Origin of the sequence: Streptomyces sp. NPDC059009 (assembly GCF_042740175.1) — a bacterium.
Lineage (GTDB): Bacteria > Actinomycetota > Actinomycetes > Streptomycetales > Streptomycetaceae > Streptomyces.
Window position 1 is genome coordinate 1 of record NZ_JBHYJB010000002.1, and the last position, 16,317, is coordinate 16,317.

Annotated in this window: 11 protein-coding genes and 1 riboswitch; of the genes, 3 read left to right on the forward strand and 8 right to left on the reverse strand. The window is 73.7% G+C overall.

Annotated features, from left to right (window positions below; translation table 11 throughout):
• Positions 1 to 653: 653 nt before the first annotated feature.
• Positions 654 to 2,747 carry an asparagine synthase-related protein gene (locus tag ACFWYM_RS01820; protein ID WP_384828842.1) on the reverse strand — a complete coding sequence of 698 codons (2,094 nt, stop codon included), beginning with the start codon at positions 2,745 to 2,747 and terminating at the stop codon, positions 654 to 656.
• A gap of 815 nt (positions 2,748 to 3,562) precedes the next feature.
• On the opposite strand from ACFWYM_RS01820, the gene ACFWYM_RS01825 reads away from it, so the two are divergent.
• Together ACFWYM_RS01825 and lhgO are read left to right on the forward strand one after the other, a co-directional pair.
• Positions 3,563 to 4,999: an MFS transporter gene (locus ACFWYM_RS01825; RefSeq protein ID WP_384828844.1), complete on the forward strand. Its 1,437-nt coding sequence runs from the start codon at positions 3,563 to 3,565 to the stop codon at positions 4,997 to 4,999.
• A gap of 174 nt (positions 5,000 to 5,173) precedes the next feature.
• Positions 5,174 to 6,379 carry an L-2-hydroxyglutarate oxidase gene (lhgO, locus tag ACFWYM_RS01830; protein ID WP_384828846.1) on the forward strand — a complete coding sequence of 402 codons (1,206 nt, stop codon included), beginning with the start codon at positions 5,174 to 5,176 and terminating at the stop codon, positions 6,377 to 6,379.
• Here the strand turns inward: lhgO and trmB are convergent.
• The gene (gene trmB, locus ACFWYM_RS01835; RefSeq protein ID WP_384828849.1) at positions 6,376 to 7,257 is read right to left on the reverse strand and encodes a tRNA (guanosine(46)-N7)-methyltransferase TrmB; all 882 of its coding nucleotides are present in this window, start codon (positions 7,255 to 7,257) and stop codon (positions 6,376 to 6,378) included. The genes lhgO and trmB overlap by 4 nt on opposite strands.
• A gap of 334 nt (positions 7,258 to 7,591) precedes the next feature.
• On the opposite strand from trmB, the gene ACFWYM_RS01840 reads away from it, so the two are divergent.
• Positions 7,592 to 8,926 carry a PrsW family intramembrane metalloprotease gene (locus tag ACFWYM_RS01840; RefSeq protein ID WP_384829404.1) on the forward strand — a complete coding sequence of 445 codons (1,335 nt, stop codon included), beginning with the start codon at positions 7,592 to 7,594 and terminating at the stop codon, positions 8,924 to 8,926.
• A gap of 78 nt (positions 8,927 to 9,004) precedes the next feature.
• On the opposite strand, the gene ACFWYM_RS01845 is transcribed toward ACFWYM_RS01840, so the two are convergent.
• The 6 genes from ACFWYM_RS01845 to ACFWYM_RS01870 all read right to left on the reverse strand — a co-directional run bounded on the left by ACFWYM_RS01845 (position 9,005) and on the right by ACFWYM_RS01870 (position 16,071).
• Positions 9,005 to 9,949, reverse strand: a complete 945-nt coding sequence (locus ACFWYM_RS01845; protein ID WP_384828851.1) for an aldo/keto reductase — start codon at positions 9,947 to 9,949, stop codon at positions 9,005 to 9,007.
• 208 nt (positions 9,950 to 10,157) lie between these two features.
• On the reverse strand, positions 10,158 to 11,243 hold the full coding sequence (locus ACFWYM_RS01850) for a M23 family metallopeptidase (RefSeq protein ID WP_384828853.1): 1,086 nt from the start codon (positions 11,241 to 11,243) through the stop codon (positions 10,158 to 10,160).
• Between the two features lie 11 nt (positions 11,244 to 11,254).
• Positions 11,255 to 11,402, reverse strand: a riboswitch (cyclic di-AMP (ydaO/yuaA leader).
• Between the two features lie 221 nt (positions 11,403 to 11,623).
• Complete coding sequence (locus ACFWYM_RS01855; RefSeq protein WP_384828855.1) at positions 11,624 to 12,733, reverse strand: PP2C family protein-serine/threonine phosphatase; 1,110 nt, start codon at positions 12,731 to 12,733, stop codon at positions 11,624 to 11,626.
• A gap of 451 nt (positions 12,734 to 13,184) precedes the next feature.
• The gene (locus tag ACFWYM_RS01860) at positions 13,185 to 14,426 is read right to left on the reverse strand and encodes an MFS transporter (RefSeq protein ID WP_384828857.1); all 1,242 of its coding nucleotides are present in this window, start codon (positions 14,424 to 14,426) and stop codon (positions 13,185 to 13,187) included.
• On the reverse strand, positions 14,423 to 15,673 hold the full coding sequence (locus ACFWYM_RS01865) for a PLP-dependent cysteine synthase family protein (RefSeq protein ID WP_384828859.1): 1,251 nt from the start codon (positions 15,671 to 15,673) through the stop codon (positions 14,423 to 14,425). Before ACFWYM_RS01865 ends, ACFWYM_RS01860 begins: the two co-directional genes overlap by 4 nt.
• 68 nt (positions 15,674 to 15,741) lie before the next feature.
• Positions 15,742 to 16,071 (reverse strand): hypothetical protein, encoded by a 330-nt coding sequence (locus tag ACFWYM_RS01870; protein ID WP_384828861.1) that lies wholly within the window; start codon positions 16,069 to 16,071, stop codon positions 15,742 to 15,744.
• Between the last annotated feature and the right edge of the window lie 246 nt (positions 16,072 to 16,317).

Sequence of the window (16,317 nt, forward strand, 5' to 3'; positions counted from 1 at the left end):
CCTCGAAAAGCCGGGGGCGCCGGACGACTACACGAGTACTGGCCTGGGCGGCTTGCTGTACTGCGGGCGGACATACCGCCGCGTCCCCACCCCTTGCGCCGTCGCCCGCCCGCGGGCCGTCTCGCCTTGCCGCGCTTCCTCGCGTCCCCATCTCTCGGCCGTCACGCGTCTACAGGCCGCCCCACCTTCCCGCGCCACCCACCCGCAGGCCGTCACCCCTGCCCACACCACCCCGCCTCCCAGCCACCACCCATCTGCAGGCCGCCCCACCTTCCAGCGCCACCCTGCCTCCCGGCCACCACCCATCTGCAGGCCGTCACCCCTTCCCGCACTTCCCCGCCTCCCGGCCACCACCCAGCTGCAGGCCGTCACCCCTTCCCGCACTTCCCCGCTTCCCCGCTTCCCCGCCTCCCGGCCGTCCCGCCCTCCCGCCCTCCCGCCCTCCCGCCCTCCCACGCGAGGGTGGACCCCTCCCAGCCTCGAGGGGGGGTGCCCTTCAGCCCGTCCGGCGTTTGAGGACGAGGCCGTCCAGGCCGAAAAGGGGTCTAGGGGCAAAGCCCCAGGAAGGCCGCCCCAGGGGCGACGCAGTCGCCGGATTCGGGAAGGGGCGGGGTTGGGGAAAAAGCCCCCGGCAGGGACCACCCGCACCCGCCCTACCGCCCCGCCCCCAAAGCCCCCCTCTCGGGGACAACAGTCCCCGTCGGCACCGCCCGCTGCCGCGCCGGCGTCCCCGTCCAGCACGTGCCCCGCCGCGACAGCAGCCGCCGCAGCCACAGCTCCGTGGAGACCAGGTCGGCCAGCCCGTCCAGGGGCAACGATTCACCCTCCGCCGCCGCCCGCAGGGCCTTGCGGACGACGCGGGCCTCGACCAGGCCCGCCTGCGCGAGCAGCGGTGTGTCGAAGAGGGCGATCAAGTCGTCCACGGCGACGCGGAGTCCGGTACGGGCCGCCGCCGCCGAGGAGGCGTGGGAGGGGGCGCCCCAGCCGGGGGGCAGCTCGGCCACGCCCGCGCCCTCCAGGACCGTGCGGAGGATGGCCGCACGGGCCCCGGGCTGGACGCGCAGGGGCTCGGGGAGGGCGCGGCAGGCCCGTACGACCTGGTTGTCCAGGAACGGGGCGTGCAGGCGCTGGAAGCGGACCTCCGCGGCCTGCTCCAGGACCCGGAGGTCGGCGGCGTGGCGGGCCAGGGCCGCGCGGGCGCGGAACTCGCCGGGGCGCTGGCCGGGTCCGGGGCCGGGGCGGGTCGTCGTCTCCTGGAGGCGAACCGATACTTCAGCGAGCGCCTCACCGGTCAGCCAGCGCGCGGCGGGGCCGGGGCGGGCCCAGGCGAGGGCGGCGAGGGACGCCCCGACGGTGCCGCCCGGCTCGTCGAAGTGGCGGTGCAGGAGGCGGTCGGCGAGGGACTCGACGCCCGACCGGTGCGGGGTCTTGGAGAGGCGTCGCGCGGCGCCGTACACGCGCGCGGGGACCATGACGGAGCTCGCGTCCGCGCTCTTCGCCAACGCCACCATGGGGCGCACCAGATGGCGCCGGCGCCGGTCCATCAACAGGTCGGCCAGGCGCGCGGGGTGCGCGTCGAGGACCTGGCGGGCGCCGTAGCCGGTGAAGTGGTCGGCGCTGCCCGAGGCGAGGCGGGCGCGGTGGCGCTGGGCGGCGATGAGGGTGGAGCTCGGTTCGTCGGTGAGGGGGCCGTCCAAGTCGCCGTAGGGGAGGGCCTCTTCGCCTGCCGCCACTACTACGTGGTGCAGGCGGGGGTTGGAGGCGATGGCGCCCGCCCGCTCCAGTTCGGCCTCGCGGCCGTTGACCGCCAGGTCGTTGAAGGTGACCGCAAGGAGGCGTTCGCCCGCGCCCGTTCCGTGGCCCAGGACCGTGCCGGGCATGCCGGGGAGACCGGCCGCAAGGAGAGCGAGGGTTCCCGAGGCGGGTCCTCCGGAGAGGTCCGCTCCGATGCCGGGCACCGGCATGCCGCGGGCCGCGCGCCGTTCGGCGGGGCCCATGCCGGGGACGGGGCCCGGGTCTATGTCCGTGCCGGGTACATGGCGCGGTGCGCCGAGCCGGGCCCGTACGGCCTCGACGAGGGCGTCCCGTACGCCGTCCACGGCGCTGTGCGCGTCGCCCGCGGGGGCCGCGACGGCGAGCGAGGCCACCGGCTCGTAGCCGGCGATCTCGCGGGCGCCCGTGCGGAGGATGAGGGCGTGGCCGGGCGGGACGCGGCGGACGCCCTGGTAGGGAGTCGAGTCCTGGAGTGCCTCGGGGACATCCGGGGCGGCGAGCAGCGCCGCGAGGTGGCCGATGTCGAGGTGGGCCTCGATGAGGTCGGCCAGCGGCAGCGCGGCCGTCGCGTAGGCCGTGCCCTGCGCCCAGGGGGTGTAGAAGACCGGCCGGGCGCCCGCCAGGTCGCCCGCGATCATGACGCGGCGGCCGACCTGGACCACCGCCGTGTAGCTGCCGGACCAGGCGGTGAGGTGGCGCAGGGCTCCCCCGCGCGCGGCGAAGAGGGCCACTCTCAGCTCCTCGTCGGAGGCGCCGCAGATGCCGAGGACCGCTATCCGGGTCTCGGCGTCGGCCTTGACCACCCGCACCTCGTCGGAGCGCCAGTCGCCGACGGCCCACAGCGGATCCGGGTCGCCCCACAGGAGTTGGGAGCCGACGGGATGGACGGTCTCGCCGTCGTCACCCGTGGTCCCGGCCGCTCCGGGCAGCGGACTCCTTGCGGTGGTACTGCTCCACCCCACCAACCACCGCATCGCCGCCTCCACAGGCTGTGGACAAACCTCAGGACAACCAGTGCACCGAAGAACGTGGGCACCATGCTGCCACGAAGGCGGCGTGCAGGAGGGGCTACGGAGCTGCTCGCACTCCCCTGAATGCGCCCCGGTAGAGCCGCAGTTGAGCCCCGTATGAACCCCGCATGAGCCCCGTACGCGCCATGGTTGATCCTCGTACGGGACCAGGGCGCAGGGCGCGGTCATGGCCCTCTCCTTGCGGGCGCATACCGTTGCGCACGCTTTTGGCCGCTCGGAGAGGGGTCGTGTTTCAGCCAAATCGGCCGGGTCGGCACGCAGCGCGGAACCGCCCGTGAGCGGCCTCGTCCAACGCACAGCCCGGGAGGCGATGTTCGCCTCCCGGACCGGTCCGCCGCCCGCGGGGATGGAGGCGGCGGTGTCCCCCAGCCCACTGACTCCAGCGCAGCGGGCCGACCCACGCACCGCCCATGGAAGCGCTCCCCCTGTGGCCGGAGAAGAGCGCACGGACGGGCGCACGGCCACACGCACCGGAGCACACCACCGCGCCGCCGTACTTCCGTACGGACAACAATCTCGCCATACGGAACTGCGCCTCTTAACGCTTGGGATGCGGCGAACTACGCTGTGTGTGCTGATGTTTTCGCGGAGGCATATACCTCGGGGCTCGGCCAAGTGCTCTTGCGGGAGGCCGGTATTCCGGGGCGCTGCCCCACGGCGGGTGGGTGGCCGAGGTGACGCTGTCCCCGGGGGAACGCAGCACGAATGCCGCGCGGTCGAGCCACTGCCCGGCAGCCGTCTGTGTCGAGGGGTGGCGCATGTCCAGGGAGCAACGCGGGCCGAACGAAAAGCTCGGCACCGTTCTCGCCCTCGCGGGAATCAGCAACGCGGGACTCGCGCGCAGGGTCAACGACCTTGGCGCTCAACGCGGGTTGACGCTTCGCTACGACAAGACCTCGGTCGCCCGGTGGGTGTCCAAGGGCATGGTGCCCCAGGGCGCCGCGCCGCACCTGATCGCGGCCGCCATCGGGCAGAAACTCGGCCGCCCGGTGCCGCTCCACGAGATCGGCCTGGCGGACGCGGACCCCGCCCCCGAAGTGGGCCTCGCCTTCCCGCGCGACGTGGGAGCGGCGGTCAAGTCCGCCACCGAGCTGTATCGCCTGGACCTCGCCGGGCGGCGTGCGGGCAGCGGCGGCATCTGGCAGTCCCTCGCGGGCTCCTTCGCCGTCAGCGCGTACGCGACGCCCGCCTCCCGCTGGCTGATAACCCCGGCCGACAGCTCGGTCGCCCGGGACGCCTCCCGGGACGCCGCGCCCACGGAGGACAGCGGCGCCCCCATGAAGGTGGGCCACAGCGACGTCCTGAAGCTGCGCGAGGCCGCCGAGGACGCGCGCCGCTGGGACTCCAAGTACGGCGGCGGGGACTGGCGTTCGTCGATGGTCCCCGAGTGCCTGCGGGTCGAGGCGGCGCCCCTGCTGCTCGGCTCGTACTCGGACGAGGTGGGCCGCGCCCTCTTCGGAGCGAGCGCCGAACTGACGCGCCTGGCCGGGTGGATGGCGTTCGACACGGGCCAGCAGGAGGCCGCGCAGCGCTACTACATCCAGGCGCTGCGGCTCGCGCGCGCGGCGGCGGACGTGCCCCTCGGGGGCTATGTCCTCGCCTCCATGTCCCTCCAGGCGACCTACCGGGGCTTCGGCGACGAGGGCGTGGACCTCGCGCAGGCCGCCCTTGAGCGGAACAGGGGCCTGGCCACCGCCCGCACCATGAGCTTCTTCCGTCTCGTCGAGGCACGCGCGCACGCGCGCGCCAGTGACGCGCACGCCGCGGGCGCCGCCCTGAAGGCCGCCGAGGGCTGGCTGGAGCGCGCCCGGGACGGGGACAACGACCCGTCGTGGCTCGGCTTCTACGGCTACGACCGCTTCGCCGCGGACGCCGCCGAGTGCTACCGCGATCTGAAGGCACCCCGGCAGGTCCGCCGCTTCACCGAGCAGGCGCTCTCCCGGCCGACGGAGGAGTTCGTGCGGTCCCACGGATTAAGGCTCGTGGTGTCCGCGGTCGCCGAGCTGGAGTCCGGGAACCTGGACGCGGCGTGCGCGCAGGGCGTGCGGGCCGTGGAGGTCGCGGGCCGCATCTCGTCCGCGCGGACCACGGAGTACGTGAAGGACCTGCTGCACCGCCTGGAGCCGTACGGGGACGAGCCCCGCGTCGCGGAGCTGCGGGAGCGGGCCAGGCCGCTGCTGATGGCCCCGGCGTAGACCCCCGGGTGGCCCGGGGGTGAACGGCCGTCGGCGAACCGACGGCCGGTCCGCGCCCGCGCCCGCACCGGGTTTGGCGGCGTTGTCAGTGGCGCAGTGCACTATTCGTGGTGGCAGCTGTTCGTGGTGACAGCTGTTCGTGGTGGGAGGTTTCGTGGTGGGAGGTGAGGCCGGGTGACCGAGTTCGCGTACGACTGCGATGTGCTGGTGATCGGCGGCGGCATCGTCGGTCTGTCGACGGCCTATGCCCTGACCCGCTCCGCGCCGGGCACACGCGTCACGGTGCTGGAGAAGGAGCCGGGCCCGGCCCGCCACCAGACGGGGCGCAACAGCGGCGTCATCCACAGCGGGATCTACTACACCCCGGGCTCCCTCAAGGCGCGGTTCGCGGTCCGGGGCGCCGCCGAGATGGTCAAGTTCTGCGCGGAGTACGGGATCGCGCACGAGGTCACCGGAAAGCTGATCGTCGCCACCGAGCGCGAGGAGCTCCCCCGCCTCCACGCCCTCGTCCAGCGCGGCAGGGAGAACGGGATTCCGGTGCGCGAGCTCGGCCCCGCCCAGATCGCGGAGTACGAGCCGTCGGTGCGCGGCCTCGCCGCCATCCACGTCGGCACGACGGGCATCGTGGACTACGGCACGGTCGCCGAGCACCTGGCCCGAGCCTCCGGCGCCGAGGTGCGCTACGGCTCCGAGGTGGTCCGCATCGACCGCCGCCAGGACCGCGGCGTCGCGGTGCGCACGGCCGACGGGGCGATCATCCGCGGCCGCGTCCTCGTCAACTGCGCGGGCCTCCACTGCGACCGCATCGCCCGCCTCACCGGGGACGAGCCAGGGATGCGGATCGTCCCCTTCCGGGGCGAGTACTTCGACCTGGCCCGCCCCGAGCTGGTGCGCGGCCTCGTCTATCCGGTGCCCGACCCGGCCTTCCCCTTCCTCGGGGTGCACCTCACCCGCGGCATCCACGGCGGCGTCCACGTGGGACCGAACGCGGTCCCGGCACTCGCCAGAGAGGGCTACGACTGGTCGGTGATCCACCCCCGCGAGCTCGCCGGCACCCTCGGCTGGCCCGGCTCCTGGCAGCTCGCCCGCAGGCACTGGCGCTACGGCGCGGGCGAGCTGCACCGCTCCGCCTCGAAGTCGGCGTTCACGACGGCGGTGCGCAGGCTGCTGCCCTCGGTGAAGGCGGACGACCTGGTGCCGGCGACGGCGGGCGTACGCGCCCAGGCGGTGCTGCGGGACGGCACGCTGGTCGACGACTTCCTCATCAAGGAGGGCCCGCGCGCGGTGCACGTGCTCAACGCCCCGTCCCCGGCGGCCACGGCATCGCTGCCCATCGGCCGCGAGGTGGCCCGCCGGGCCCTCGCGGTGCTGGCGCTCTAACCCCCGCCGGACGTGCCGTTGGACGTGCCGCCGGACGTGGCGGACGTGTCGGACGGGTCGGACGGGTCGGACGTTCCACCGGACCTGCGACGGAAGAGGAGGTCGTGCACCACATGCCCCTTGTCGAGGCCCTGCCCCTCGAAGCGGGTGAGCGGCCGGAAGTCGGGCCGGGGCGCGTAGCCGCCGTCCTCCTGTGTGTTCTCGAAGTCGGGGTGCGCGCTGAGGACTTCGAGCATCTGCTCGGCGTACGGCTCCCAGTCGGTCGCGCAGTGCACCAGGGCGCCCGGCTTGAGGCGGGGCGCGACGAGAGAGAGGAACTCGGGCTGGATGAGTCGCCGCTTGTGGTGCCGCGCCTTGGGCCAGGGGTCCGGGAAGTAGACGCGGAGCCCGTCCAGGCTCTCCGGTGCGAGCATCTCGCGGAGCAGGATGATCGCGTCCCCGTTGGCGACGCGGACGTTCTCCAGGCCGTTGCGGCCCGCGAGCCCCAGCAGGTTGCCCATCCCCGGGGTGTGCACGTCCACGGCGAGGATCCCGGTGCCGGGGTCGTCGGCGGCCATCTGCGCGGTCGCCTCCCCCATCCCGAAGCCGATCTCCAGGACGACGGGAAGGCCACGCCCCCCGAAGAGCTCGTCCAGATCGAGGACACGCTTGCCGTCGATGTCGAACCCCCACACCGACCAGTACGTCCGCAGCGCCTCACCCTGGCTGGTGGTGACCCGGCTGCGGCGCGGCTGGAAGCTGCGGATGCGGCGCTCGAAGTGCGAGCCCGCGGGATCCGGGGACGGACCGTCGGGGAAGCGCGGCTCGCCGCCCCGCGGGCGGGGGGAGTCGGCGGGGGACTCGGCGGAGGGCTGGGAGGAAGGCTGGGAATCAGACACAGTGCGGGCAATTTTACGGGGCCCCGCGGCCCCTCGGGCCACGTCCGGTTCACGGGGCGCCGCGCCCCCTCGGGCCGCCTCCGGGCCGATCACCTGGGCCCCTCGGCCCACGTCCCGGCCGATCACCAGCGACGTCACCGCACCCGCCCCGGCGGTCCGCGCCCCGGCCACGGTCCCGAGGCACCGTCGCGCCCCGCCCCCCACCCTCGTTAGGGTCGACGCCGTGGCCACCGATTCTCCGTACGAGGCGTACGGCGCGCAGCACGCGTACGACGCGTACGGGACGCACCCCGCACCCCCGGTTCCGTCCCCCGACGGCACCGGGCACCCCGGCCTGCGCCCGCCCCGCCCGCACTGGTGGCAGCGGCGGGCCGTCCGGGCCGGCGCCCTGGTCACGCTGCTCGCCCTGTCCGGCCTGGTGATCCTCGCGCTGGTGCGGCAACAGACCGGCACCGAGGGCTTCCTGGTGGGGCTCGGCCTCGCGACGCTGCCGGTGCCGCTGCTGGTCGCGGCGTTCCGCTGGCTGGACCGGGTGGAGCCGGGGCCCTGGCAGAACCTGCTGTTCTCGTTCTCCTGGGGCGCCTGCGCGGCGGCGCTCATAGCCATCGTCGCGAACAGCTTCGCGACCCGCTGGATAGCCACCGCGACCGCGGACCCCACCAGCGCCGACACCCTCGGCGCCACGGTCATAGCGCCCATCGTCGAGGAGAGCGCCAAGGCCGCCGCGGTCCTGTTGATCTTCCTGTTCCGCAGACGCGACTTCACCGGCATCGTCGACGGCGTGGTCATCGCCGGGGTCACCGCCACCGGCTTCGCGTTCACCGAGAACATCCTCTACCTCGGCAACGCCTTCGGCACCGACCAGCTCAGCGGCGCCGACGGCGGCCTCGCCACCTCCGTCACGGCGGCGACGTTCTTCGTGCGCGTCGTCATGTCGCCCTTCGCGCACCCCCTGTTCACCGTCCTGTCCGGCATCGGCTTCGGCGTCGCCGCGCTCTGCGCGGAGCGCCACCACGTGCGCCGCGCGCTGATCCCGGTCGGCGGCCTGCTCCTGGCCATGGGCATGCACGCGCTGTGGAACGGCTCGGCGACCTACGGCGACTACGGCTTCATCACCGTCTACGGCCTCTTCATGGTGCCCGCGTTCGGCCTGCTCACCTGGCTGATCATCTGGACCCGCCAGCGCGAGCTGCGCACGGTCCGGGCCGAGCTGCCCGCCTACGTCGCCACAGGCTGGCTCACCCCGCCGGAGCCGTACGCCCTCGGCTCGATGCGGGCCCGCGCCATCGCCCGCGACTACGCGGCCCACACCTTCGGCAAGCAGGCGGCCCGCACGGTCGCGCGGTACGAGGCGCACGCGACGTCGCTGGCGTTCCTGCGCCATCGGGGCCGCCGCGGCCGGGCGGGCGCCGACTTCGTCGTACGGGAGCGGGAGTTGCTGCACGCGCTCTGGGAGCGCCGCGAGGTGGCGCGCCCCGCCCTCGCGTACGCGGCGCAGGCCACGGCGCCGGTCCGGGTGCCGCCGCCGTACGGGATGCCGGTGCAGGGCGCGCCGTACGGGTTCCCCGCGCAGGGCGGCCCGCCGTACGGATACCCGTACGGGCAGCCGACGGCGCCCCACCCCTCGTACAACGATCCCGCGTACAAGAACCCTTACCGGGGCGGCTGAAACACCGGCCTCAGGCGCGGGCTTCCGTCAGGCGAGGGCCTCCTTCAGGCGAGGGCCTCCGTCAGGCGCGGGCCTCCGTCAGGCGCTCGCCTCCGTGAGCCGCGCGACCTCCGCCTCCGTCAGCTCCAGGTCCGCCACCGCGAGCAGCGCGGGCAGCTGCTCCACCGTGCGCGCCGAGGCGATGGGCGCCGCCACGGTGGGCCGGGCGGCGAGCCAGGCGAGGGCGACCGTCGCGACCTCGGCGCCGCGGTCCAGGGCGATCTCGTCGAGGGCGGCGAGCACCTTCGTGCCGCGCTCGGTGCCGACGTGCTTGCCCGCGCCCGCCGCCCGCCGGCTCTCCACCGTCGTGCCCGGGCGGTACTTGCCGGTGAGGAACCCGGAGGCGAGCGCCCAGTAGGGGACGGCGGCCAGGCCGGCGCGGGACGCGACTTCCTGGAGCGGGCCCTCGTACGTGTCGCGGGAGACGAGGTTGTAGTGCGGCTGCAGCGCCACGTAGCGGGCGAGGCCCTCGCGGTCGGAGAAGTCCAGGAACTCCTGGAGCCGCTCGGGGGAGATGTTCGACGCGGCGATCTCGCGGACCTTGCCCGCCGTCACCAGCTCGTCGAGCGTGCCGACGATCTCCTCGACCGGGACGTCCGGGTCGTCGTAGTGCGTGTAGTACAGGTCGATGTAGTCGGTGCCCAGGCGGCGCAGGGAGGCGTCGGCGGCGGCCTTGATGTTGTCCGCGCGCAGGCCCATGTACTCGGGGTGGCGGGAGACCTTGGTGGCGATCACGACGTCGTCGCGCCTGCCGCGCGCCCGCAGCCAGTTGCCGATGACGGTCTCGGACTCGCCGCCCTTGTTGCCCTCCACCCATGCCGAGTAGGCGTCGGCGGTGTCGATGAAGTTGCCGCCCGCGGCGGTGTAGGCGTCGAGCACCGCGAAGGACTGCGCCTCGTCGGCCGTCCAGCCGAAGACGTTGCCGCCGAGGGAGAGGGGGAAGACCTCGAGGCCGGAAGAGCCGAGCGTGCGAAGAGAAGTCATACTCCGTCAACGCCCTTACGGATCAGGGAATTCCATGCTCCGTACACTCTTCCCGGCCGTTCGCGGGCATGCCGGACCGGCAGCCCTGACGTCGGGGGGTTGCCGCCAGGACCGCCGGGGATCAGGAGTGCGTACCGCGCACGGATGACCGCTCGCCGCCCACTGCCTACCGCTCAGCGCTTACCGCTCAGCGCATACCGCTGCGGCGTCAGGGAGTGAGGCCCTTGTCGCGGAGCCAGGCGGCGGGGTCGACACCGGTGGACTGGCCGCCCGGGTGGACCTCCAGGTGCAGGTGCGGCCCGGTCACGTTGCCGGTGGCGCCGACGCGGCCGATGACGTCACCGGTGCGGACCTTCTGCCCGGCGCTGACGTTGAGCGAGGACTGGTGGCAGAACCACAGCTCGGTGCCGTCGTCCAGCTCCAGGACCGTGCGGTAGCCGTACGCCCCGGCCCAGCCCGCTTCCTTGATGGTGCCGGAGTGGATGGCCTTGATCGGGGTGCCCGTGGGGGCGGCGAAGTCGAGGCCCGTGTGGTAGCCGGAGGACCACATGGAGCCGGGCTGCCCGAAGGTGCCGGTGACGGTGTACGAGGCGACGGGGAGCGTGTAGCTCTTCGCGAGCTTGGCGAGGCGCTCGGCCTCCGCCTTGCGCTTGGCCTCCTCGGCCTTGCGCCTGGCCTCTTCGGCCGCCTTCTTCTTCGCGGCGGCGACCTTCGCCTCGGCGGCGTCCTGCGTGGCCTTGGCCTCTTCGTTGGCCTTCTTCACGGCGGCCGCCTCGGCCGCCGCCTGGGCCTTGTCGTCGACCTGGTCCTGCTGGTTCTCGGCCTGCTGCATGATGCGGGCGCGCAGGGCCTCGCCCGCGTCGGTGGTGCCCTGCTCGGCGTCCTGGGAGGTGACACCGGCGCCGGTGAGCGGGGCGGCCGCGGGGCCGGAGGGCTCGGACGAGTCCGAGTCGGATATCAAAGAGCCCACGCCCGGAAGGGACTTGGCCTCCGGCAGCGAGTCCTTGACGGCGTCCACGCCCGGTATGTCGGGCATCGATATCGCGACCGGCGACTTGCCGTCCTGCGCGGTGGCGATGCCGCCCGCGCCGACAGCGGCTATGACGCCGACGCCGAGGACCGTGGAGCTGCGGGCGAACCCGCCGCCCTTCTTGTGCACACGGTGCCTGCCGCGGACGGGGCGGACGGAATCCTCGGTCGGATTCCACTCCTCCCAGGATTCCTCGTCGTACCCGCCGAAGTCGTCGTCATTCGGCACGTACACGGCTTGGGGGGCAGGCCGGTTGGACGCCACTGGGGCGCACTCCTTTCCTTCCTTCTCGCCTACCGGGTTAGCTGACGGGTTCGGAGCAGGAAGGTCTCCTACGAACATCTGGCACGGAGGCACAGATGCCCGATTCACCCCAAGTTGGTGGTTCCCCGGCTCCCTTGCGGGATTAGGCGTGTGCGCACGGAGCCGACTCGTGTGCCGGCTGGGACGACCGCGCTGCGTTATCGAACGTTAATAGACACCCCTGCGTGATTCCAAGCTGTTCCCACTGATCATTAACGCCTTTGGCCCGTACTTATTGGGACACCGGGGTCCGGACCAGGGCGAGTTGACCGCAGGATTTTGCCCACCGGACCTTCACATTCCACTGACGTTCTGTCAGCTGTTGAGCGGAGGGGCGCCGTTCAGTCACGGGGCGTGACAGAGTCCCCTCCGCCGGCCGTGGCGGGGCCCTCCTCAGCCGTCGGCCTGCGCACCGCGAGCAGCGCCATGTCGTCCGTCGCCCCGCCCCCCGTGTGCTCCCGCACCTCCTCGGCGAGCGTCGCGAGGAGCGTGTGCGGGCCCTCGGGGCCGGCGAAGATCCGGCCGCCGAGCCGGGCCGCCGGGTCGTAGAACTCCCCGTTCGCGTCCCGCGCCTCCGACAGGCCGTCCGTGTAGAGCAGCAGCGTCGAGTCGGGCGCGAACTCCGTCTCGTCCGCCCGGTCCGGCCAGCTCCCCAACTCGCCCATGCCGAGCGGCAGCGCGGGCTCCGTCGGCGAGAGCACACACATCCGCCCGTCGCCCCGGAGCACCAGCGGCTCCGGGTGCCCCCGGTTGATGACCCGTACGACGTCCTGGCCGCGCGGGATCTCCGCGAGCACGGCGGTGGTGAACCCCTCGAAGGCGTCGAGCCCGTCGCGCCGCGTGCCCTCCCGGGCGAGGGCCCGCTCCAGGCGCTGCGCCACCGCCTCCAGGGTGCTCTCCTGCTCGGCGGCCTCCCGGAAGGCCCCGATGACGACGGCGACGGCGGCCACCGCACCCATCCCCTTGCCGCGCACGTCCCCCACGATGAGCCGCACGCCCTGCGGGGTGTCCTGCACCGCGTACAGATCGCCGCCGATGAAGGCGTCGGCCTGCGCGGCCTCGTAGCGGGCGGCGATGTCGAGCCCGCCGATCCGGGCGTCCGGCAGCGGCAGGACGGCGCGCTGGGTGGCCTCCGCGATGGAGCGGGCGGAGGCGAGCTGGGCGTCGCTGCGGCGGACGACACGGTTGATGACGAGGGCGAGCACCGCGACGGTCGCCACGGTGAGCAGCTCGGTGACGGCCTCGACGTCGGTGGTGGTGTGGGTCTTGAAGTGCAGGGAGACGACGGCGGCGAGGGATCCCGTGCAGATGAGGGCGGTGCCGAGCAGCGAGTAGAAGGGGGCGGCGATCAGCGGTGCGGCCGCGAAGAGCGGGGCGGCGGTGAAGCGGGGCGGCGTCGAGATGTCGAAGACGACGCCGAAGGCCAGAAAGCAGAGGGGCAGGGCCCGCACGAATGCCTGGACCTGGGTGAGGGACCCGTCGTCCCCGGTCCCCCGCCCACCGTCACACGCGCCGCCCCTGCCACCTCTGCCACCCCTGCCGCCACGTCCGCCTCCCCTGCCTGCGCCGCTGCCGCCTCCTCGCTGCCCCACCGCTCGTCTCCTGCCAGGTCCGCGGCCACGCCCGATGGCCTGCCCATGTCCGCGCCTCGTCCAAGGCTTCCCGCAGCGGGGGCGGGGGGCGACCTGATGTGGTCCGACCGGGTTACGGGGCCGAGTTACGGGCCGAGTTACGGGGGTGGGGCATTCCTGGGCTTACGGAGGGTGGGGCGCCCATGGCCGCGACCACGCGGCGCCCCACCCCCGTCCGGGCCTTGCCCCCGTCCGGGCCTTGCCCCCGTCCGGGCCTTGCCCCCGTCAGGGCCTTCCCCCCGTCAGGCCCTCCTCCGCATCAGGCCCCCGGCTACGCCACCGTGGTCACCACCGGAGCCAGCCGCCCCGACCGGGCGAGCCCCCGCAGCGCCACGGCGCACACACCACCGACCCCGGCCAAGGTCAACCACGGCACGGCGGGCAGCTCACGCCCCGCGTCCAGGAGCGCGCCCATGCCGAGGTTCCCCAGCGTGATGCCGACCCCGCACACCGTGTTGTAGAGGCCGTAGTGGGTGGCCACCCACCGGTCCCCGGCGAGCGAGACGATGGTGTCCATCTCGAACGGGTAGAGCACCGCGGTCGCCGCGGCGAGCCCCGCCGCACACAGCAGCAGCCCCGCGACCCCGACGTACCCGCTCCCGCCGAGCGCGGGCGGCACGAAGGCGGCGCCCATCAGGCCGAGCCCCGCGACGAGGCACTGCTCCCTGGTCCAGGTCCGCTTGCACCAGTCGGTGATCCTCAACTGCCCTACGAGCGCGACGAGTCCGGAGACCACGAAGAGCGCGCTGGTCGCGACGGTGGCCCCGGCGGTGTCGCCGAGGAGCCGCTCCACGGAGAGCGGCAGGGCGAGATAGACCTGGAAGGACAGGACGTACGAGCCGGTCATGGCGAGCGCGAAGAGCCAGAAGGACCGGTTGCCGAGCACGACACCCCACTGCCCGCGCCCCTCCCCCTTCTCCCCTCCGACGTCCCGGCCGCGCACCGGCAGCCGCAGCACCTGCACCACCGAGAGCACCGCGAAGAGGACCGCCGACACCGCGCAGGTGAGCCGGAAGTCGACCCCGGTGAGGGCGAGCCCGACGAGCGGACCGAGCAGGATCCCCGTCTGGTAGAAGACGTTGAACAGCGCGAACGCCTCCACCCGGCGCTCCTGCGACCCGGCCTCGGCGGCCACGTACGCCCGTACCGCCGGATTGAACAGCGCCCCCGCGAGCCCGGTCGCCACCGACGCGGCGATCAGCACGGGCAGCGTGTCCGCGAACGCGAGCGCCCCGAAGCCGACCGTGCGCAGCGCACACCCGGCGACGATCATCGGCTTGAACCCGAGCCGGTCGGCGAGCGCCCCGCCGACCAGGAACATCCCCTGCTGCGAGAGGTTCCGCACCCCGAGCACGAGCCCCACCGCCCAGGCGGCGAGCCCGAGTTGGCCCGAGAGGTGGGCGGCGAGGTACGGCATCAGCATGTAGAAGCCGAGGTTGATCGTGAACTGGTTGACGAACAGCAGCTGCACGGCGGGCTCGAAGGCCCGCGCCCGCCGCCAGACAGCCGTCACCGCGCACCACCCGAGCGGGTGGCGGCGGAGTCGACCGCGCCCACGGCACCGGCACCAGCAGCCGACCCGCCGTCGGCGGTCACAGCCGCCGCGGACGCATCGCGCACAGACGCATCGCTCACAGACGCATCAGCCCCACCCACGACACCGACCGCCGGACCGGCAGCCCTCCGCCCCGTCCACCCCGTCCGCCCCGTCCGCCACCGCGACCACCCCGTCACCCACTCCCCGGGACCGGCCACCTCCTCCGGTGCGTCCGGCACCGCCCCACTCCCCAACAGCCCTTCCCGCACGCAGAATTCATCGCTGAAGACGGTGTCGAAGTAGCGCTGCGGCCCGTCCGGGAAGACCGCCGCGATACGGGTGCCGCGCGGCCGCGTCCGGGCCAGCCACCCCGCGACGAGCGCCACCGCCCCCACGCTCCACCCGCCCGTGGCGAACTGCCGTTCCGCGAGCCGCCGCGCGCACCGCACCGCCTCCGCCGGGCCGACCCAGTGCACCTCGTCGAAGGCTCCGTGGTCGACGTTGCCCGGGTGGATGGAGGAGCCGAGCCCCCGCATCAGACGCGGCCCGGCGGCGAGTCCGAAGATGGTCGAGGCGACGCTGTCCACCCCCACCAGTTCGAGCCCCGGCATCGCGGTCCCGCGCAGCGCCCGCGCGATCCCCGCCGAGTGCCCGCCGGTCCCCACCGCGCACACCAGCACGTCGAACTGGCCGAGCTGCCCGGCGAGTTCGGCGGCCAGCTCGCCGTACGCGGCCGGGTTGTCGGGGTTGTGGTACTGATTCGGGCACCAGGCCGCGCCCTCCATCGACGGGGCGGCCATCAGCTCGGCGACCCGGTCGACCCGGGCCTGCTGCCAGCCGCCCTCCCGGCTCGGCTCGCGCACCACGTGCACCTGGGCGCCGTGCGCGAGCAGCATGCGCTCCACGATGGGTTCGAGGCCGGGGTCGGTGACGACGTGCACCGGGTGCCCGTAGTGCACCCCGGCGAGCGCGAGCCCGAGCCCGAGGGTGCCGGACGTCGACTCGACGATGGGCGCGCCGGGCCGCAACTGGCCGCGGGCCCGGGCCCGTTCGACCATGTGGAGGGCGGCGCGGTCCTTGATGCCGCCGAAGTTGAAGCCCTCCAGCTTGGCCCAGAAGCCCCGGCCGCCGCGGTCGCGGTCGTCGGCGGGGGCGGGTTCGTCGATCCAGAGCACGGGTGTGTTCCCCACGGCGGCCGCCGCGGGCTGAAGCTTGCTGATCATCTGCGTCTGTCCTTCGGGTACGCGGATACGGAACGGGGACGGGACGGGCAAGGCCCGCTCGGTCCCGCTCAGTTCCGGTCCACTCCGAGGGCGATGAGGAGCTGCTGTCCGGCGGCCCGCGGCCCGGCCCGCACCGGCGCACACGTCAGGCGCCGACTCTCGGGCACCGCCTGGCCGTTGACCTGGGCGCCGCCGCTCTCGGGCAGCTGCCGGTCGAGGGAAGGTCCCGCGGCGTACTCCACGGGGTCGGCGTGCTCGCCGTGGCCCGGCGCCGGACAGTCGTGCTGCGCGCCGTGCGGGGCGGCGGCGACGCCCGGCACCCGGACCGCGTCCTGCCCCTGTCCCCCGTGGCTGTGGCAGACGCCGACGAGCAGCGTGCACCAGGCGAGGAGCAGCACGAGAGCGGAACCCCGCCTCAGCGCTCCCCGGCGCCCGTGACACCACCCACGACTCATGGTGACCATGAAACTACGTAGGGAGATCAACAGCCCGTAAGGACGCCGGAGTCGGCCAAAAGGAGACTGAAAACCACCGAAGCCCGCAGAACACCGAAGCCGCAGAACCCGGAAAACACCAAGGGCCGGAAAACACCAAGGGCCGGAAAACACCAAGGGCCGGAAGCGCTGAACGCTTCCGGCCCTTGG